General features: G+C 73.2%; 17 protein-coding genes. 6 read left to right on the top strand and 11 right to left on the bottom strand.

What is annotated here, in order from left to right:
* Positions 1-153 precede the first annotated feature (153 nt).
* The 4 genes from AC1DQF_RS18055 to AC1DQF_RS18040 form a co-directional block, all read right to left on the bottom strand.
* Positions 154-297 carry a hypothetical protein gene (locus AC1DQF_RS18055; protein WP_477526612.1) on the bottom strand — a complete coding sequence of 48 codons (144 nt, stop codon included), beginning with the start codon at positions 295-297 and terminating at the stop codon, positions 154-156.
* Between the two features lie 158 nt (positions 298-455).
* Positions 456-1322 carry an HpcH/HpaI aldolase/citrate lyase family protein gene (locus tag AC1DQF_RS18050; RefSeq protein ID WP_477526611.1) on the bottom strand — a complete coding sequence of 289 codons (867 nt, stop codon included), beginning with the start codon at positions 1320-1322 and terminating at the stop codon, positions 456-458.
* 4 nt (positions 1323-1326) lie between these two features.
* Complete coding sequence (locus AC1DQF_RS18045; protein ID WP_477526610.1) at positions 1327-2406, bottom strand: HpcH/HpaI aldolase/citrate lyase family protein; 1080 nt, start codon at positions 2404-2406, stop codon at positions 1327-1329.
* 60 nt (positions 2407-2466) lie between these two features.
* Positions 2467-3012: a DnaJ family domain-containing protein gene (locus tag AC1DQF_RS18040; protein ID WP_477526609.1), complete on the bottom strand. Its 546-nt coding sequence runs from the start codon at positions 3010-3012 to the stop codon at positions 2467-2469.
* 102 nt (positions 3013-3114) lie between these two features.
* On the opposite strand from AC1DQF_RS18040, the gene AC1DQF_RS18035 reads away from it, so the two are divergent.
* Together AC1DQF_RS18035 and AC1DQF_RS18030 are read left to right on the top strand one after the other, a co-directional pair.
* Positions 3115-3888: a DUF427 domain-containing protein gene (locus AC1DQF_RS18035; RefSeq protein WP_477526608.1), complete on the top strand. Its 774-nt coding sequence runs from the start codon at positions 3115-3117 to the stop codon at positions 3886-3888.
* A gap of 48 nt (positions 3889-3936) precedes the next feature.
* Positions 3937-4611, top strand: a complete 675-nt coding sequence (locus AC1DQF_RS18030) for an MOSC domain-containing protein (RefSeq protein WP_477526607.1) — start codon at positions 3937-3939, stop codon at positions 4609-4611.
* A 102-nt stretch (positions 4612-4713) separates the two neighbouring features.
* Here the strand turns inward: AC1DQF_RS18030 and AC1DQF_RS18025 are convergent, their stop codons facing one another.
* From AC1DQF_RS18025 to AC1DQF_RS18000, 6 genes are all read right to left on the bottom strand, one after another.
* Positions 4714-5490, bottom strand: a complete 777-nt coding sequence (locus AC1DQF_RS18025) for an isocitrate lyase/PEP mutase family protein (RefSeq protein ID WP_477526606.1) — start codon at positions 5488-5490, stop codon at positions 4714-4716.
* Between the two features lie 61 nt (positions 5491-5551).
* Complete coding sequence (locus AC1DQF_RS18020) at positions 5552-7000, bottom strand: MFS transporter (RefSeq protein WP_477526605.1); 1449 nt, start codon at positions 6998-7000, stop codon at positions 5552-5554.
* Positions 6997-8343: a M20/M25/M40 family metallo-hydrolase gene (locus AC1DQF_RS18015; protein WP_477526604.1), complete on the bottom strand. Its 1347-nt coding sequence runs from the start codon at positions 8341-8343 to the stop codon at positions 6997-6999. Before AC1DQF_RS18015 ends, AC1DQF_RS18020 begins: the two co-directional genes overlap by 4 nt.
* A gap of 117 nt (positions 8344-8460) precedes the next feature.
* On the bottom strand, positions 8461-9483 hold the full coding sequence (locus AC1DQF_RS18010) for an NADPH:quinone reductase (protein ID WP_477526603.1): 1023 nt from the start codon (positions 9481-9483) through the stop codon (positions 8461-8463).
* 139 nt (positions 9484-9622) lie between these two features.
* Positions 9623-10687 carry an alkene reductase gene (locus AC1DQF_RS18005; RefSeq protein WP_477526602.1) on the bottom strand — a complete coding sequence of 355 codons (1065 nt, stop codon included), beginning with the start codon at positions 10685-10687 and terminating at the stop codon, positions 9623-9625.
* 111 nt (positions 10688-10798) lie between these two features.
* Positions 10799-11428 carry a nitroreductase family protein gene (locus AC1DQF_RS18000; RefSeq protein WP_477526601.1) on the bottom strand — a complete coding sequence of 210 codons (630 nt, stop codon included), beginning with the start codon at positions 11426-11428 and terminating at the stop codon, positions 10799-10801.
* Positions 11429-11453: 25 nt separating this feature from the next.
* On the opposite strand from AC1DQF_RS18000, the gene AC1DQF_RS17995 reads away from it, so the two are divergent.
* The 4 genes from AC1DQF_RS17995 (at position 11454) to hutI (ending at position 16426) form a co-directional block, all read left to right on the top strand.
* The gene (locus tag AC1DQF_RS17995) at positions 11454-12566 is read left to right on the top strand and encodes a PLP-dependent cysteine synthase family protein (protein ID WP_477526600.1); all 1113 of its coding nucleotides are present in this window, start codon (positions 11454-11456) and stop codon (positions 12564-12566) included.
* Between the two features lie 73 nt (positions 12567-12639).
* Positions 12640-13923 carry an allantoate amidohydrolase gene (locus tag AC1DQF_RS17990; RefSeq protein ID WP_477526599.1) on the top strand — a complete coding sequence of 428 codons (1284 nt, stop codon included), beginning with the start codon at positions 12640-12642 and terminating at the stop codon, positions 13921-13923.
* Complete coding sequence (locus tag AC1DQF_RS17985; RefSeq protein WP_477526598.1) at positions 13920-15257, top strand: formimidoylglutamate deiminase; 1338 nt, start codon at positions 13920-13922, stop codon at positions 15255-15257. The genes AC1DQF_RS17990 and AC1DQF_RS17985 overlap by 4 nt, the downstream gene beginning before the upstream one ends.
* Positions 15254-16426, top strand: coding sequence for an imidazolonepropionase (gene hutI, locus AC1DQF_RS17980; RefSeq protein ID WP_477526597.1), 1173 nt, complete (start codon positions 15254-15256; stop codon positions 16424-16426). The genes AC1DQF_RS17985 and hutI overlap by 4 nt, the downstream gene beginning before the upstream one ends.
* Positions 16427-16870: 444 nt before the next feature.
* On the opposite strand, the gene AC1DQF_RS17975 is transcribed toward hutI, so the two are convergent.
* Positions 16871-17558: CHAT domain-containing protein (locus AC1DQF_RS17975; RefSeq protein WP_477526596.1), on the bottom strand; the 688-nt coding region annotated here is incomplete at its 5' end.

The raw sequence follows: 17558 nt of genomic DNA, 5'->3' as shown, positions 1-17558 counted from the left end.
GTGCTCACGTGAGGATCCTCACCCCTGGCACCGACACTGTGCCAATCCCCCCGTCGGACACGGCGGTGGAGCGGTCGGTCCGGGTCCGGACACGACAGTGGCCCGGCCCCCGAGGGGACCGGGCCACGAAAGTGTCGCGCGTCTGGTGTGGTGCTACCAGACCCGGCGGCTGCTGCCGCCGATCGGCACGAAGTTGAGGATCAGGCCGACGACCAAGAGGATCGCGCCGATCGTGGTGAGGATCGGAATGCTGGCCACGAGGCCGACGATCAGAAGAATCAGGCCGAGTACGACCATGGGTGCTGCCCTCCTAAGGGGTCTCGATCTGAGACCGCCCGGTCACATTGCCCGATAACCGGACGAATTGCCAACACCCACACGGGTGAAACTAGTTCTTTCGGGTGGTGTCGCCCTGGTCGGGGCCGCTGGTCGGGTCGCTGCTGGAGGATCGCTGCTCAGGCCTGCAGGGCCTCGATCGCGTCGTGCATCGACAGCGTGCGGCGGGCCGACTCGACGTGCAGCGCCTCGATGAGCCGACCGTTGTGGGTGACCACGTGTGAGGTGCGGCCCTCCCAGGCCTCGAGGATCCCGCGCGCGGTCTCCACCGCCTGTGGGCTGGGGGCGAAGGCCTCGTTGGCCCCCTCGACCTGCCCGGGGTGGATGAGGGTCTTGCCGTCGAAGCCCATCTGCCGACCCTGCGTGCACTCGGCCAGGAAGCCGTCGGCGTCCTTCACGTCGTTGTAGACGCCGTCGAGGATGACCTTGCCGGTGGCCCGCGCCGCGAGCAGGGCGAGCGAGAGCCCGGCCAGGACGGGCTGGCGGCCGGGCACGTGCTCGGCGTACAGCTCCTTGACGAGGTCGTTGGTGCCCATCACCAGCACGGTGAGCCGGTCGGAGGCGGCCGCGATCTCCTCTGCGTGGAGCATGGCGTACGGCGTCTCCACCATCGCCCAGAGCAACGTGTGCTCGGGTGCGTCGTGGCGGGCCATCGTCTCGACGAGGGAGAGCACGGCGTCCGCGCTGTCCACCTTGGGTACGACGATCGCGTCCGGGCCCGCGGCGCACGCGGCGGCCATGTCGGCGGCGTGCCACTCGGTGTCGGCACCGTTGACCCGGATGGTCAGCTCGCGTCGGCCGTACTCACCGCTGGTGGCGGCGGCGCACGCGGCGTCGCGGGCGGCCTCCTTGGCGTCGGGGGCGACGGCGTCCTCGAGGTCGAGGATGAGTGCGTCGCAGGGCAGCGTCTTGGCCTTCTCCAGCGCCCGCTCGTTGGAGCTGGGCATGTAGAGCACGGAGCGGCGGGGACGGAAGTCGGTCGTCATCGGGTCAGTCCTCGATCGAGATGGCGTCGTACTGGGCCTTGAGCAGCGGGTCGATCGCCGCGAGCTGCTCGGCGAGCTCGACCATCACCAGGCACTGCTTGAGGGAGGCGTCGTCCTCCATCTTGCCGTCGAGCATGACGGCGCCGGTGCCGTCACCCATGGCCGCGACGACCCGGCGGGCGTGCTTGATCTCGTCGGCGCTGGGCGCGAAGACGCGGTTGGCGATCTCGATCTGCTTGGGGTGCAGGCTCCACGTGCCCACGCAGCCGAGCAGGAACGCGTTGCGGAACTGGTCCTCGCACGCGATCGTGTCGGCGATGTCGCCGAACGGCCCGTAGTAGGGGTAGATGCCGTGCATCGCGCAGGCGTCGACCATCCGCGCGATCGTGTAGTGCCACAGGTCCTGCTGGAAGATGTCGCGGTGCGCCTCCGGCTGGTCGGGGTTGGCGTCCTGCCGCACGAGGTAGCCGGGGTGGCCGCCGCCGACGCGGGTCGTCTTCATCCGGCGGTCGGCCGCGAGGTCCGCGGGGCCGAGGGACAGGCCCTGCATGCGCGGGCTGGCCCCGCAGATCTCCTCGATGTTGGCGACGCCGCGGGCGGTCTCCAGGATCGCGTGCACCAGGATCGGACGGTCCAGGCCGGCCTTGGCCTCGAGCTGGGCGAGCAGCCGGTCGACGTAGTGGATGTCCTCGGCGCCCTGCACCTTGGGGACCATGATCACGTCGAGCCTGTCGCCGATCTCGCCGACGAGCGTGGTCAGGTCGTCGAGCACCCACGGGCTGTCGAGGGCGTTGATGCGGGTCCACAGCTGGGTCGGCCCGTACTGCCCCCCGAGGTCGGCCGTCTCCTTGGCGATCCGGACGAGCCCGGCGCGGGCGGCCTCCTTGTTCTCGGCCTTGACGGCGTCCTCCAGGTTGCCCAGCAGGACGTCGACGGTGCCGACCATCTGCGGGACCTTGGCGGCCATCTTCTCGTTGGACGGGTCGAAGAAGTGGATCGCCCGGCTGGGGCGGGCCGGGATCTCGGTGACCGGGGTCGGGGCCCCGACGGCGAGCGGGCGGAAGAAGTCCTTGGCTGGGCGCATGGGGCGGAACCTACCGAAACCCGGTGACCACGGGGTATGACGTACTCCACTCGGACGCCCTCAGCGCCGCCGGCCGAACCACCGCCGCCGGCCCGGCTCCGGCTGCTGGGCGGCCAGCGCGGCCCGCTGGGCCTCGATCCGCGTCGTACGACGACCGTGCCAGGCCTCGACCTCGGCCTCGACGTCACGCTCGGGAGTGATCACCGGGGGACCGCCGAGCAGCTGCATCCTGGCCCGGCGGACGCGTGCGTTGAAGCCCTCGAGCTCCTCGCGCACCTCGGACTCGGCGGTGATGCGGTCCAGGTGCTGCTCCAGCTCGGCGTCCTCCTTGCGCAGCTCGAGCGCCGGCGGCAGGACGCTGATCTGCTCGCGCTCGACGAGCCTCTTGACCCACCAGTCGGGGTCGTGGTCGCTGCCCAGACCCTCCAACGGCTTGCCCGCGCCGGGCAGGTCGTCGAAGTCCCCGCGCTCGAAGGCGATCCGCAGCTGCTGCTCGACCCACTGCCCCTGGTGCTGGATCCTGGCCGCGGCCGCGGACTGTCCCGTGCGGTCGTCGCGGGCCTGCTCGTGCGGGCGGGTGTCGTCGTTGTGGTCCTGGTCGGTCATCCGGTCACCTCCGAGGCCCCCAGCGTAGGTCGCGGACCGCTGAGGCCGAAGGGGTCCGGACGAGGGGTGGTCGGGCGCGGACCCCGGTGCGACACTCGGGTGATGAGCACGCTCCGCACCGAGCGGATCGACAAGCGGGTCCGGGGCCGGCTGGGCGACACCCTGGTCGTCGAGACCGACGACCCGCTGCTGGTCTGGCAGCCCGGGTTCCCACCGGTCTACGGGTTCGCCCTCGACGAGGTGGCCGCCGGAGCGCTGCGGCCGGCGAGCGGGACGTCGTACGACGGGTCCTTCTTCTTCCGGCCGCACCTGCCGGTGGCGCAGTGGTACGACGTGGTGGCTGGGGACGAGGTCGTCGTGTGCGGGGCGTGGACGCTGGAGGACCTCCCCGACCGGGTGCTGCTGACCTGGGAGCCCGGTCGGCTGACGTGGACCGAGGAGGACGAGTGGGTCGCCGGGCACCCGCGCGACCCGCACAAGCGGGTCGAGACCCTGCGGAGCTCGCGCCACGTCGAGGTGCTGGTCGGGGAGACGGTGGTGGCGACGAGCGACCGCCCGGTGCTGTTGCTGGAGACCGACCTGCCGACGCGCTACTACCTGCCGCGCGAGGACGTCCGCCTCGACCTGCTCAGGCCGACCGACAACGTCTCGGCCTGTCCCTACAAGGGGACCGCCCACGCCTACTGGACCTTCGCCGGGCCACCGGAGCTGCGCAACGTCGCGTGGTCCTATGCGGCACCGTTCCCGGCCGTCGAAGCCGTCCGCGACCGGATCTGCTTCTACAACGAGCTCGTCGACCTGCGGGTGGACGGCGTGCTGCTGGAGCGGCCGGAGTCACCGTTCACGAGGGTGGAGCACCGCCCGGGCGGGGTCTGAGCCGAGCTCGCTCGCTGCGGCGGGGCACTCGTCCGTAGGCTCCGCCGCATGGCTCATCCCGTGGCTTCCGTGCTCTCCGTCAATGTCGGCTCGCCCTCCCCGCGCAGTGGCAAGAAGACGCCGACCGGGATCGGCAAGGTCCCGGTCGACCGCATCGAGGTCGCGGACCCCGGCCCCAAGCGGCGCGGGCCCGACGGCGAGGGCTTCTCCGGCGTGGCCGGCGACTTCGTCGGCAGCGGCCGACACCACGGCGGCACCGACCAGGCGGTCTACGCGGTCGCCCGCGAGGAGCTCGACCACTGGGAGCGCGAGCTCGGGCGCGAGCTGCCGGACGGGATGTTCGGCGAGAACCTCACGACCACCGGGATCGACGTCGACGCCTCCGAGTACGGCGACGTATGGACCGTCGGCGACGCGGTGCTGCGGGTCAGCGCCCCGCGCGTCCCGTGCGCGACCTTCGCCCTGCGGATGGGGGAGCGGGCGTGGGTGCGGCGCTTCGCCGAGCGGGGTCGGGCCGGCACCTACCTCGCCGTCCTGTCGCCGGGCACGATCCGGCCCGGCGACACCATCACGGTCCGGCGCTCCGGGTCGGGCCTGCCGATCCCGCTGCTCCTGGCCGCCTGGATGGGCGACCCGGACGCGGCCGGCGAGGCGCTCGGGCACGAGGACCTGGACGACGAGAGCCGGGGTCACTTCACCCGGTTGCTCGCCCGCCGGGGGTGACCGGCGACGGCTTTCGGGGTAGTCCGTGACGAAGGGACCCCGGATCGGCGCGTGGAGGGGTCCGATCGTCACGGACTACCGCGAGGGAGCGGCGTACGACGCTCAGTTCAGGATGCGCATCGAGGACGGCACGCCGCCCCCGCGCTGGACCTCCTCGACGAGCTCCTGGAGCGCGGTGAGGGCCACGTTCTGCGAGAGCGGGCCGTGGGAGACGCGCGCGACGCCCAGCTCCTGCTGACGGGCCAGCGACGGGGTGCCGGGGATGGCGATGGTCGTCAGCCGCTGCGGGCCGAAGGCGTCGACCAGGGTGACGATCTCCTCCTCGGTGAGGATCGCCGGCACGAAGACGACCGGGGCACCGGCGTCGAGGAAGGCCTTGCCGCGCTCGACCGCCTCGGCGAGGACCTCGGCCCGGTCCCGGTCGCGACCGAGGTGGAACGCGTCGGTGCGCGCGTTCAGCACGAAGTCGGGAACGCCCTCGGCGGCGGCGGCCTTCATCACGGCCTCGACCTGCGCGGCGGCCTCGGCCAGCGGCTTCATCTGGTCCTCGAGGTTGGCACCGACGATGCCCACGCCGATCGCGCGGCGGACGGTGCCGGCGGCGTCGCCGTACCCGCCCTCGAGGTCGGCGCTGACGGGCAGGTCCGTCGCCTCGACGATCCGGCGGCACATGTCCAGCATCTCCTCGACCGGGATGACCTCCCCGTCGGGGTAGCCGAGGGTGGCGGCGATCGAGTGGCTGGCCGTGGCCAGCGCCTTCGTGCCGGGCACGTCGGCGACGGTCTTGGCGCTGATGGCGTCCCAGACGTTGACGACGGTCAACAGCTCCGGGGCCCGGTGCAGGGCGAGCAGGTCGGTGGCGCGAGCGGAAGTGGTCATGCCTCGCTCAAGCCCGGTCCGGCGGGACCTATTCCCGTCGCGGCGCGCCGTCGCCGCACGCTCAGTGCTCGCTGAACGCCGACTTCGGTACGGCGACCAGCGCGAGCGCCGCGCACAGGGCGGCGATCGAGCAGACGGCCCACACCGTGAGGTAGCCGGCCAGCGGCGCGTGCCCGGCGGTCGGACCGTCCAGCGAGCCGGTGGAGGCGAGCGCGATGGCGAAGATCGAGGAGGCGATCGCCCCGCCGACGGTCTTGGTCGCGTTCGTCATCCCGGTGGCGAACCCGGTGCGGTCGGCGGGCGCCGCCGCGGCCGCCGCCGCGGGCAGGGCCGCGACCAGGGCCCCCGACCCGATCCCGGCGACGCCCATGTTGACGAGCGCCTGGGTGGTCGTGTCGTGGAAGGGGATCCACAGGGCGTAGCCGATCGCCACGAGCACCGACGAGGCGATCAGGGCGCGGCGGGCGGTGAGGAGCCGCGACGTGAGCGGCAGGGTGAAGGCGCCGACGGCGAGGCTGACGACGTACACGCCGATCAGGGTCGACACGAAGGCCGCGTCGGCGCCGAGCCCGTAGCCCACCACGTCGGGGTCGGTCCGGGCGAAGGTCGACAGCGGGATCTGCGCCCCCAGCACGGACATGCCGAAGAGGAAGGCCGTCAGCTGGACCGGCCACTGCGCGCGGGTGGCCATCAGGTCCACGTCGACGAGGGGTTCGTCGATCCGACGCTCGGCGCGCACGAACGGCACCACCAGCGCGACCGCGGCGACGACCAGCAGCCAGGCGAGCACCGAGGACGGGCCCTGGAGGCGGATGACGATGAGTCCCGCCATGAGCGTGCCGAGCACGGCCGTGATGAGGCCGAAGCCCACCCAGTCGATGCCACCGGTCGCACGACCAGGGACGTCCTCGATCCCGAACCAGATCACCACGAAGCAGACCGTCACCACGATCGCGGGCAGCATCAGCAGCACGGTCATCGACGTCGACTCGACCAGGGCCCCCGAGGTGAGGGCGCCGACGATCACGGCCAGCTCCAACGCCCCGACGAGGATCGCCGCGCCCCGCCGGGTGAGCAGCGCCTGACGTCCCGTGCCCGCCGTACGCCGATGGATGATCGCGATCTCCAGGGGCAGCCACACGACGTACGCCCCCTGGATCGCCCACCCGATGAGGAACGTGGTGAAGGACGGCGCGAAGGCCAGGATCCACGACCCGAGCGCGGTGACCGCGGTCGACAGGAGCAGCACGTTGCGGTGGCCCCACAGGTCGCCGAGCCGCGCCAGCAGCGGCACGCACAGCGCCGACACGATGAGCTGCGCGGCCTCGAACCAGTTCACGTCGGCGTCGAGGATCCCGAGGTGGACCGCGATGTCGCTGAAGATCGGCGTGTAGTAGCCCTGCAGGATCCCGCTGGCGATCTCGACGCAGACGAGGAAGCCGACGATCCGGACCAGGTGCGGCGCGACGCGACCGGTGCCGGTGGTCGCGGACGACGAGGTGGTGGTCATGCGGGGAGCCTCTCGATGAGCGTGCGGTACCAGCGGACCCCGTCGACGAGCGCCGAGACCCCGAGGTGCTCGTCGTAGGAGTGGATGGCCTGGCGCTGGGCCTTGGTCATCCGGAAGGGCGCGAAGCGGTAGACCCGCTCGCAGATCTCGGTGAAGTGCCGCGAGTCGGTGGCGGCCATCATCACGTACGGCGTGGGCACGGCGTCGTGGAACACCTCGCCGATGCACGACTCGATCAGCTCGAACGCCTCGTCCATCGGGGAGACCGGGGACGGCTCACCCGCCTCGACCACGTCGATGCGGATGCTGTCGTCCTTGACGGCCGCGCGCAGGTGGTCGACGACCCCGGCGACCGTGTCGCCCACCATCACCCGCACGTTGAGACCGGCGCGGGCCGTCGAGGCGATCACGTTGAGCGCCGGGCTGCCGCTCAGCGTCGTGGCGGCGACCGTCGTCCTGGTCATCGCGGCCGCCTCCGGCCCCGCGGCGAGCAGCACGCGGGTGATGGCCGGGGCGATCCGGTCGGCGCGGGAGAGCAGCGGCCGCACGGGCAACGGCAGGTGGGGGGCGATCCTGCGCATGAGCTCCAGGGTCGGCGCCGGCGCGGAGGCAGGGAACGGCGACTTCTCGACGCGCAGGATCGCGCGGGCGATGCGCGTGGTCGGGCCGTTGCGCGACGGTGTGGACGCGTGACCGCCGCGGCCCTCGGCGACCAGCTCGACGCTGGTGGTGCCCTTCTCGGTCACCCCGATGACGCCGAGCGGCGGCTTCACGCCGGGGAACGCCTCGTGCGCGATGGCGCCGCCCTCGTCGACGACGAACCACGGCCTCACGCCCGCGGTCCGGAGGTGGTCGACGGCCTCGATCGCCGCCGTACCGCTGATCTCCTCGTCGCAGCCGAAGGACAGCCACACGTCCTGGGCCGGCACGTGGCCGGCCTCGAGGAGCAGCTCGACCGCCTCGCAGATCGCGACGACGCAGCCCTTGTCGTCGAGGGTGCCGCGCCCCCAGATCGCCGGCCCGGTCGGGGAGTCGGCGATCTCGGCGCTGAAGGGCGGGTGCTGCCAGGGCGCGTCCTCGTCGATCGGTACGACGTCGAGGTGGGCCATGAGCACGACCGGCCTCTCGGCGCTCGCCCCCGACCAGTGCAGCAGCAGCCCGTGGCTGCCGACCCGGGTCAGCCCGAGCCCGGCGTGCACCCGTGGGAACTGGGTCGCCAGCTCCGTCAGCAGGTGGTCGAAGGCGTCGGTGTCGACGAGGGCCGGGTCCCGGTCCGAGACCGTCGGGATCCGGACCAGGGCCTGCAGCTTGGCGACGACGCGGTCGTGGCTGGGGTCGGTCATGGCCCGCAACCTAGTGCGGATCGCAGGGCAGTTGGGGACGATCTGGTGGGTTCGACGGCCGGATCGCCGACCACCTCGTCCCCAGCTACGCCGCGGTGCGGGGGAAGCGGTCCGGGCTCAGTCGTCGGCCACGTCGATCAGCACCTTGCCGACCGTGCCGTCCTCGACGGCGGCGTGCGCCGCGGCCGTCTGCTCCAGCGGGTAGTGGTGCACCGGGAGGCCGTGCTCGTCGCCCACCCCGAAGGCCCCGTCGGCGAGGGCGGCGGTGATGTCCTCGGCCGCGGCGCGCAACGCCGCCTGGCCGACGGTGTAGAGCAGCACCCACTGGAAGCGCGCGTTGGTGGAGAACGTCTCGCGCACGCTGAGGGGGACCTCGTCGCCGCCGTTGTTGGCGTAGATCGCGATGGTCGCGCGGGGTCGGATCACCTGGAGGTTGAGTCGCAGGTTCTGGGCCGGTGCCACCTCGACGACGATGTCGACGCCGTCCSGGGCCAGGTCCCGGATCGCCGCGACGGTGTCGCCCTCGCGGTAGTTCACGGTGTGCTGGGCGCCGGCGGCCTTCGCCAGGGCGGCCTTGTCGTCGCCGCTCACGGTGCTGATCACGTCCGCGCCGGCCCACCGGGCGAGCTGGATGGCGGCGTTGCCGACGGCACCGGCCCCGCCCGCGACCAGCACGGTCCGCCCCGCCAGCGCGCCGGGCGCCAGTCGGTCGGGACCGTCCTCGGAGGTGGTCAGCGCGCGGTGGGCGGTGACCGCGGGGACGCCGAGCGAGGCGCCCACGTCGTACGACGCGCTGTCCGGGAGCGTGGTGACGTGCGCGACGGGCAGCACGACCTGCTCCTGCGCCGTGCCGCCGGGGCGGGTGTGCTGGGCCAGCATCGTCCAGACCCGGTCCCCGACCGCGAGGCCGGCGACCTCGGGTCCGACGGCGTCGATCACGCCGGCACCGTCCTGGCCGGGCACGATCTCGGGGAAGGCGAGCTCGCCCATGCCGCCGGCGCGGAACTTCCAGTCAGTGGGGTTCACTCCGGCGCGGACGATCCGCACCCGGACCTCGCCCGGGCCGGGCTCCGCCGCGTCCCGCTCGACCAGGTCGAGCACGGACGAGTCGCCGCTCTCGGTGTAGACCACAGCACGCATCAGGGGTTCCCTTCGTCGAGGATCGCTTCCAGCGGGGACAACACGGGCGGGGGGCGCTCTATGCCCCTGACGTGTGCTTGGACGCACGACCGGCGCGCACCCGCGGGGGTGCGCGCCGGCTCGGTGGGCCGATCAGCCGTCAGAGCGCCGGGTAGTCGGTGTAGCCCTCGGCGCCGCCGCCGTAGAAGGTGGCCTGGTCGGGTTCGTTGAGCGCGGCCCCGGTGCGCCAGCGCTCGGCGAGGTCGGGGTTGGCCAGGAACTCGCGGCCGACGGCGACCAGGTCGCCGAGGTCCTCGTCGATGATCGCCTCGACGTCCGCGAGGTCAGTGACGCTGGCGAAGCCGGAGTTGAGCATCACCGGACCGCCGAAGCGGGTGCGCAGGTCCGCGACGATCTGGCTGCGCGGGTCGGCGAGGATGCTGAGGTAGGCCAGGCCGAGGTCCTTGATGCCGTCGACGAGGATCTCGTACGTCGCCGTGGTGAACGCCTCGTCCTCCTCCAGCACGCCCTGGATGTTGTGGGCGGGGGAGATGCGGATGCCGACCTTCTCGGCGCCGATCGCCTCGGCGACGGCCCGGGTGACCTCGATGGCGAAGCGGGCGTGGGCCTCGGGGGTGCCGCCGTACCCGTCGGTGCGGGTGTTGGAGGACTGGCCGAGGAACTGGTGGATCAGGTAGCCGTTGGCGGCGTGCACCTCGACCCCGTCCAGGCCGGCCTCGACCGCGTTGCGGGCGGCGGTGACGAACTCCTCGACGACGCCGGGGATCTCGTCGGTCTCGAGCGCGCGGGGGGTCGGCATGTCGACCTGGCCCTGTGCGGTGACCATCTTTCCGTCGGCGGGGAGGGCGCTCGGGGCGACGCTCTCGAGACCACCCTTGTTGTCCGGGTGCGCCACGCGGCCGACGTGCATCAGCTGGGCGACGATGTGACCACCGTCGGCGTGGACCGCGTCGGCGACCTTGCGCCAGCCGGCGACCTGCTCGGCGCTGTGGAAGCCCGGGGTGTCGAGGTAGCCCTGGCCGACGGCACTGGGCTGCGAGCCCTCGGTGATGATCAGCCCGGCACCCGCACGCTGCCCGTAGTACTCGGCGTTCAGGTCACCGGGGACGGTGCCCTTGGCGCGGTTGCGGGTCAGGGGCGCCATCACGAAGCGTTGCGGGAGCTTCCAGTCGCCGACGACGATCGGTTCGAATGCCTTGGACACAGGGGTGACCTCTTTCGGGGAAAGACGTTGTTGATCGTTCATCCGGTCCAAGGACCGAGGGCGCCGAAGGATTCCCCGCTGTGGCCCAGGTCACCCGGGGTCGGGCGCCCGTCACCAGCGGCCGCGGTGCACCACGTCGGTACGCCGCTCGCGCCGGGCCGCAGATCCCCCCGAGCCCGTGGACGCGGTGCGGTGGCCCACGGTGATGGCCCCGACGGGCGTGTGGTCGCCCGGCACCCCGAAGGCCTCCCGGAAGCGGTCCACGTGCTCGCCCGGGATCCCGAAGAAGCAGGCGCCGAGTCCCTCGTCCACCGCCGTCTGGAGGATCAGCAGGGCGGCCATCCCGGTGTCGACGTGCCAGTAGGGGACCGGCCAGCGGGCCTCGTCGCGGTCGATCCAGCCCTTGTCGGGCTCGGCGTAGCGGTCGAGGTAGGCGTTCTTGTGGGCGAGCGGCACGATCACCACCGGGGCGGTACGCATGCCGTCGAGCCAGGGGTTGGGCTTCGGGAGGGGCGCCGGGGCGCCCTCCTCGACCATCGGTGGTGGCGCGCCGGTGGCGACCCAGAACCGGGCGACGTCGTCGGGGGTGTCCAGCACGAGGAAGGCGAAGCCCTGGCTGAAGCCGGCGCTGGGACCGCGCGTGGCGTTGGCGAGCAGGCGGTCGAGGGCCTCGGGGGCCACCGGCCGGTCGGCGTACCGGCGGACCATGCGGCGTCGGCGTACGACGTCTTGGAACTCCATGCCCCGACTGTGGCACGCTCCCACCATGGGAGAGCCGGTAGTCGCACCGCTGGTCGAGGTCGACCAGTCCGGGCACGCGGAGCGCGCGTGGGTCGTCGAGGCGATCCGGCGGCTCAAGGCCGACCAGACCCGCTCGGCCGACACCCACCTGCACGCCGTGCGGATGCCGGCTTTCGACGACGTCGACCTGTACCTCAAGGACGAGTCGACCCACCCGACCGGCTCGCTCAAGCACCGGCTGGCGCGCTCGCTGTTCCTCTACGGCCTGTGCAGCGGGCTGATCCAGGAGGGCACCCACGTCGTCGAGGCCTCGTCCGGCTCCACGGCGGTGAGCGAGGCGTTCTTCGCCCGGCTGCTCGGGCTGCCGTTCACGGCGGTCATGGCGCGCACGACGTCACCGACCAAGATCGCGCTGATCGAGCGCGAGGGCGGGTCCTGCGTGCTGGTCGACGACCCCGCCTCGGTGTACGACGTGGCGCGCGGGCTCGCGGAGGAGTCCGGCGGGCACTACCTCGACCAGTTCACCTACGCCGAGCGCGCCACCGACTGGCGCGGCAACAACAACATCGCCGAGTCGATCTTCGACCAGCTGGCCATGGAGCGCTTCTCGTCGCCGGCCTGGGTGGTCGTGGGCGCCGGCACCGGCGGCACGTCGGCGACGATCGGGCGCTACGTCCGCTACCGCGGGCTCGACACCCGGATGTGCGTCGTGGACCCGGAGAACTCCGCCTTCCTCGCCGCCTTCCGCGACCCGACCTGTGGGGAGACGACGTGCGGCTCGCGCATCGAGGGCATCGGTCGCCCGCGCGCCGAGCCGTCCTTCCTGCCCGACCTGGTCGACCGGATGGTGCGGGTGCCGGACGCCGCGTCGGTCGCGGCAGCGCACTTCCTGCGGTCACGCACCGGCCAGCTCGCCGGGCCCTCGACGGGCACCGCGCTGTACGCCGCCACCAAGCTGGCCTGCGACATGAGGGCCGCCGGGGAGTCCGGCTCGATCGTCACGCTGCTCTGTGACGACGGGGTCCGCTACCTCGACACCTACTTCTCCGCCTCCTGGGTCGCGACGCAGGGCTGGGACCTCGCGCCGTACCTCGCCGTGCTCGCCCGCGCCTGGGACGACGGGGTCTGGACGGGCTGAGGCGTCTGGGATACGAGACGCCCGCCCGGCGCGCGGCGTTGACCGCGGAGCCGTCGGAGGGTGGGATCGACCCATGACGTTCGAGGGCATGTGGCGCGACCTGGCCCCGGTCGGCCGGTCCGCGTCGTCGGGGGGCTACTTCCGCCAGCCGTGGACGAGTGCCGAGTCGGAGCTGCGCGCGTGGTTCACCGAGGCCGCGCTGGCTCGCGGCCTCGAGCTGGAGACCGACGCGATGGGCAACCAGGTGGCGTGGTGGCACCCTCCCGGGGCGGCGTCGGTCGGGGTAGTCCGTGACGAACGGACCCCGGGATCGGCTCCCGAGGCGGCCGAACGTCACGGACTACCCCCGCAGCAGGCGATCCTCACCGGGTCGCACCTCGACTCGGTCCTCGACGGAGGGGCCTACGACGGCCCCCTCGGCGTGGTCTCGGCGCTCGCGGCCGTGGACCTGATGCGGGAGCGGGGCGTCGTACCGTCCCGGCCGATCGGCGTCTCGGTCTTCACCGAGGAGGAAGGATCGCGGTTCGGGCTGGCCTGCCTCGGCTCGCGGCTGGTGACCGGCGCGACCCGCTGGGCCGATGCCCGGGAGCGCCGCGACCGCGACGGCGTCGTGCTGCCCGACGCACTGGCCGCGTCCGGGCTCGACGTGGCGGCGCTCGAGGACGGGGACGGTCTCCTCGACCTCTCCGGGGTCGGGTGCTTCGTCGAGCTGCACGTGGAGCAGGGCCGCGACCTCGTCGACCGCGACGTCGCCGTCGGCGTGGCCAGTGAGATCTGGCCGCACGGTCGCTACCGCTTCGACTTCACCGGCGAGGCCAACCACGCCGGGACGACCCGGATGGAGGACCGCCGGGACCCGATGCTGACCTACGCGATGACGGCGCTGGCCGCCAACAAGCAGGCCCGGCTGTCCGGGCAGCGGGCGACCTTCGGCCGTCTCGAGGTCGCACCCAACGGCACCAACGCCGTGCCGTCGCGGGTCACCGCCTGGCTCGACGCCCGGTGCGAGTCCGACGAGGCGCTCGCCGACCTGGTGGCCGCGATCGAGCGGCAGGGCTCCGAGCGGGCCGGGCGCGACGGCACCGGGCTGGTGGTCATGCCCGAGTCGGTGTCGGGGCGGGTGGCCTTCGACGCCGAGCTCGCCTCCCGGCTGTCGGGGGTGGGCGGCTGGCCCGTCATCCCGACCCAGGCGGGCCACGACGCGGGCATCCTGTCGATGGCCGGCATCCCGAGTGCGATGCTCTTCGTGCGGAACCCGACGGGGGTGTCGCACTCACCTGACGAGCTCGCCGAGACCGCCGACTGCCTGACCGGGGTCGAGGCACTGGCCGACACCCTCACGGAGCTGGCGCGATGACCACGACCACCTACCTGCTGGAGCACGCCTGGGTCGGCGAGCGCGTCGAGGCGGGGGTGGTGGTCGACGTGGAGGACGGGGTCATCAGCGCGGTCACGCTGCGCGACCGGTCCCCGATCCCGGGATCCGAGCCCCGACCGCTCCAGCCCGACCACGTGCTCCTCGGCCTGACCATCCCGGGCCTGGCCAACTGCCACAGCCACGCCTTCCACCGCGCTCTGCGCGGTCGCACCCAGCGCGGTCGCGGCACGTTCTGGACCTGGCGCGACCAGATGTACGTCGTCGCCGGCCGACTCGACCCGGACACCTACTTCGACCTCGCCCGAGCCACGTACCGCGAGATGGTCGCCGCGGGGATCACCGCGGTGGGCGAGTTCCACTACCTGCACCACCAGCAGGACGGGACGCCGTACGCCGACCCCAACGCCATGGGCCACGCGCTCCTCGAGGCGGCCCGCGAGGCCGGCATCCGGATCACCCTGCTGGACACGCTCTACCTCTCCAGCGGCTTCGGGAAGCCGCCGCACGGCGTGCAGGTCCGCTACAGCGACGGCACCGCCCAGGCCTGGGCCGACCGGGTGGAGGCGATCGACGCCGGTCCGGAGGCCCGTGTCGGCGCCGCCCTGCACTCGGTGCGCGCGGTCCCGCGCGACGCGCTCGAGCACGTCGCCCGCACCGACCACGACGTGCTGCACCTGCACCTGTCCGAGCAGGTCGCGGAGAACGACGCGTGCCAGGAGGCGTACGGCGTCAGCCCGACCCGACTCCTCGCCGCCCACGGCCTGTTGAGGCCGACCACCACGCTCGTCCACGCCACCCACCTGGCGCCCGCCGACATCGCCCTCATCGGCGAGGCGCATGCCTACGTCGACTTCTGTCCCACCACCGAGCGCGACCTCGGCGACGGCGTCGGCCCGAGTCGCCACCTCGCCGAGGCCGGCGCCCGGCTCACCCTCGGCTCGGACAGCCACGCCGTGATCGACCTCTTCGAGGAGATGCGCGCCGTCGAGCTCGACGAACGGCTGGCCACCATGCGGCGCGGTCACTGGTCGGCGGCCGAGCTGCTCGCCGCCGCCACCACCACCGGCCACGCCAGCCTCGGCTGGAGCGACGCCGGGTCCATCGCGGTCGGCCAGCGGGCGGACCTGGTCACCCTCGACCTGGCCTCGCCACGCACGGCCGGCGCGGGCACAGACGAGCACGCGGTGGTCTTCGCCGCGAGCGCCGGCGACGTGCTCCAGGTGATCGCGGACGGCCACCTCGTGCACACCCGTGACCAGGTCGGCGAGATCGGGCGCGAGCTCGACCGGGTGATCCGGACGGTGCACGGATGAGCGTCCTGATCACCGGCATCGGCGAGCTCACCACCAACGACCCCACGCGGGAGGGACTGCTCGGGCTCGTCGAGGACGCCGCCGTCGTCGTCGAGGGCAGCACCGTCGCGTGGGTCGGTCCGGCAGCCGAGGCGCCGGCGGCCGACACGGCGTACGACGCGGGCGGGCGCGCCGTCGTGCCCGGCTTCGTGGACAGCCACAGCCACCTGGTGTTCGCGGGCGACCGGGCGCAGGAGTTCGCGGCCCGGATGACCGGGGAGCCCTACTCCGCGGGCGGCATCCGGACCACCGTCGCTGCCACCCGCGCGGCCACCGACGAACAGCTCACCTCACACGTCGCCCGGCTCGTCGCCGAGATGCGGGCCCAGGGCACCACCACCATCGAGATCAAGAGTGGATACGGACTCTCCGTCCACGACGAGGCGCGATCGCTCGCCGTGGCGCGCCAGTTCACGGACGAGACGACCTTCCTCGGTGCCCACGTCGTGCCGGCGGACACCACCCCCGCCGACTACGTCGATCTGGTCACCGGCCCGATGCTGGCAGCCGCGGCGCCCCATGCGCGCTGGATCGACGTCTTCTGCGAGGACGGCGCCTTCGACGTCGACCAGGCACGCACGATCCTGGCAGCGGGCACCGACAACGGCCTGCGTGGCCGCCTGCACGCCAACCAGCTCACCTACGGCGGCGGCGTACGGCTCGCCGCCGAGCTCGGCCTCGTCGCCGTCGACCACTGCACCTACCTGTCCGACGAGGACGTCAGCGCCCTCGCCGACTCCGGCACCATCGCCACGCTGCTGCCGGGGGTCGAGTTCTCCACCCGGCACCCGTACGTCGACGCACGCCGGCTCCTCGACGCCGGCGTCCGGGTCGCGCTGGCCAGCGACTGCAACCCGGGCTCGTGCTTCACCTCGTCGATGGCGTTCTGCATCGCGGTGGCCGTGCGTGACCTGGGCATGAGTCCCGCTGAGGCGCTGCACGCCGCGACCGCCACGGGTGCCGCCGCCCTCGACCGGGACGACGTCGGCGTCCTGGCCGTCGGCAGGCCGGCCGACCTCGTGCTGCTCGAGGCCCCGTCGTACGTCCATCTCGCCTACCGCCCCGGCGTACCCCTGGTGGCCGGGGTCTGGCAGGGCGGGCGGCCGGTCGCGCCGCGCGTCCTGGGCTGACGGCACGGCGGGAACGAGGCAGGCGTTCGGGACGTGGCGTGAGCACGGTCTCGTTCCCCAGTGGCGGCCCGCGGCCCCACCCGCCCCACCCCGGTGCAACTGGCGGCGCGCGACAGGTCGACGGCGATTCCAGATGTCGTACGCCGCCAGTTGGCTGCTCCGGGGCCACCCCAGCCCAGTCGGCCCCCGAGTGGGGAACGAGACCGGCCTTCACGCGACGTCGTACGCCGGTCTCGTTCCCCAGCGACGGCCCGCGGCGCCGCCCGCCCCACCCCCGGTCGCAACTGGCGGCGGCCGCCCCACCCCCGGGCGCAACTGGCGGCGGGCGACAGGTCGACGGCGATTTCCGATGTCGTACGCCGCCAGTCGGGCCGCCGATGTCGGGCCGCCGATCACGGGCTGCCGGGCCAGGTCGACCKGGCCCGCGGCGCGAGGAGGGCAACCTCAGGCCGCGCCGAGCGCCGTGAACGCCACCGCGGTGGCCAGCCGCACCGGGTCGCCGGCCGCGGCGAGCCGGGCGTCGCGCAGCGCCTCGTCGAGGCGCAGACCCGCCACCAGGCCGGTGTGGACGTCGAGCATCACCAGCACGGTGGCGGCGTCGTCGACGTCGGCGATGGAGGCGACCACCCCGGCCGTCCCCTGACCCAGCAGCGCCGCTGCGAAGCCGATCACGTCGTGGCCCCCGACCTGCGCGACAACCCCCGACCGACAGGCGGGCAGCACGATCCGGTGCGGCGGGTGGTCGAGGCGGTGGACGTCGTCGACGGTCATCGCCCCGTCGGCGAGGTGCAGGCTCGAGAACATCGGCGTCTCGGCACGGAAGGACCCGTGCGCGGCGATGTGTCCCAGGGCCGCCCCGTCGAGGGCGGCCAGCGCGGACGCGACCGTCGCCCGGCCCGCGTCGAGCAGGGCCGCTCCGGGGTGCATGCGTACGACGGGGGCGACCTCGCCGCCGCCGGTCGGCAGGTCCGGGCCGACCACGAAGACCGCGCGCGAGGAGCGGGGGCGTGCCGCGTGCGCGCGCACCCACGCGGTCGCCGACGGGGTCAGCGCCACCGGCCGGTCGTGCAGGGCCGGCACCAGCCCCCACGGTGCGGCGAGGAGCGCGGCCGGCGGCGAGACGACCACGGAC

This window comes from Nocardioides sp. P4_G4, from assembly GCF_056401085.1.
The sequence above is the reverse complement of the archived record's forward strand: the minus strand, read 5'-3'. Positions and strand labels throughout refer to the sequence as shown.

What these genes read in the sequence shown, in the direction of transcription:
- AC1DQF_RS18050 (WP_477526611.1), bottom strand. Translation starts at nt 1,322, where the DNA reads ATGACGACCGACTTCCGTCCCCGCCGCTCCGTGCTCTACATGCCCAGC.
- AC1DQF_RS18045 (WP_477526610.1), bottom strand. Translation starts at nt 2,406, where the DNA reads ATGCGCCCAGCCAAGGACTTCTTCCGCCCGCTCGCCGTCGGGGCCCCG.
- AC1DQF_RS17990 (WP_477526599.1), top strand. Translation starts at nt 12,640, where the DNA reads ATGACGTTCGAGGGCATGTGGCGCGACCTGGCCCCGGTCGGCCGGTCC.
- AC1DQF_RS18025 (WP_477526606.1), bottom strand. Translation starts at nt 5,490, where the DNA reads ATGACCACTTCCGCTCGCGCCACCGACCTGCTCGCCCTGCACCGGGCC.
- AC1DQF_RS17985 (WP_477526598.1), top strand. Translation starts at nt 13,920, where the DNA reads ATGACCACGACCACCTACCTGCTGGAGCACGCCTGGGTCGGCGAGCGC.
- AC1DQF_RS18035 (WP_477526608.1), top strand. Translation starts at nt 3,115, where the DNA reads ATGAGCACGCTCCGCACCGAGCGGATCGACAAGCGGGTCCGGGGCCGG.
- hutI (WP_477526597.1), top strand. Translation starts at nt 15,254, where the DNA reads ATGAGCGTCCTGATCACCGGCATCGGCGAGCTCACCACCAACGACCCC.
- AC1DQF_RS18055 (WP_477526612.1), bottom strand. Translation starts at nt 297, where the DNA reads ATGGTCGTACTCGGCCTGATTCTTCTGATCGTCGGCCTCGTGGCCAGC.
- AC1DQF_RS18020 (WP_477526605.1), bottom strand. Translation starts at nt 7,000, where the DNA reads ATGACCACCACCTCGTCGTCCGCGACCACCGGCACCGGTCGCGTCGCG.
- AC1DQF_RS18040 (WP_477526609.1), bottom strand. Translation starts at nt 3,012, where the DNA reads ATGACCGACCAGGACCACAACGACGACACCCGCCCGCACGAGCAGGCC.
- AC1DQF_RS18000 (WP_477526601.1), bottom strand. Translation starts at nt 11,428, where the DNA reads ATGGAGTTCCAAGACGTCGTACGCCGACGCCGCATGGTCCGCCGGTAC.
- AC1DQF_RS18015 (WP_477526604.1), bottom strand. Translation starts at nt 8,343, where the DNA reads ATGACCGACCCCAGCCACGACCGCGTCGTCGCCAAGCTGCAGGCCCTG.
- AC1DQF_RS17995 (WP_477526600.1), top strand. Translation starts at nt 11,454, where the DNA reads ATGGGAGAGCCGGTAGTCGCACCGCTGGTCGAGGTCGACCAGTCCGGG.
- AC1DQF_RS18030 (WP_477526607.1), top strand. Translation starts at nt 3,937, where the DNA reads ATGGCTCATCCCGTGGCTTCCGTGCTCTCCGTCAATGTCGGCTCGCCC.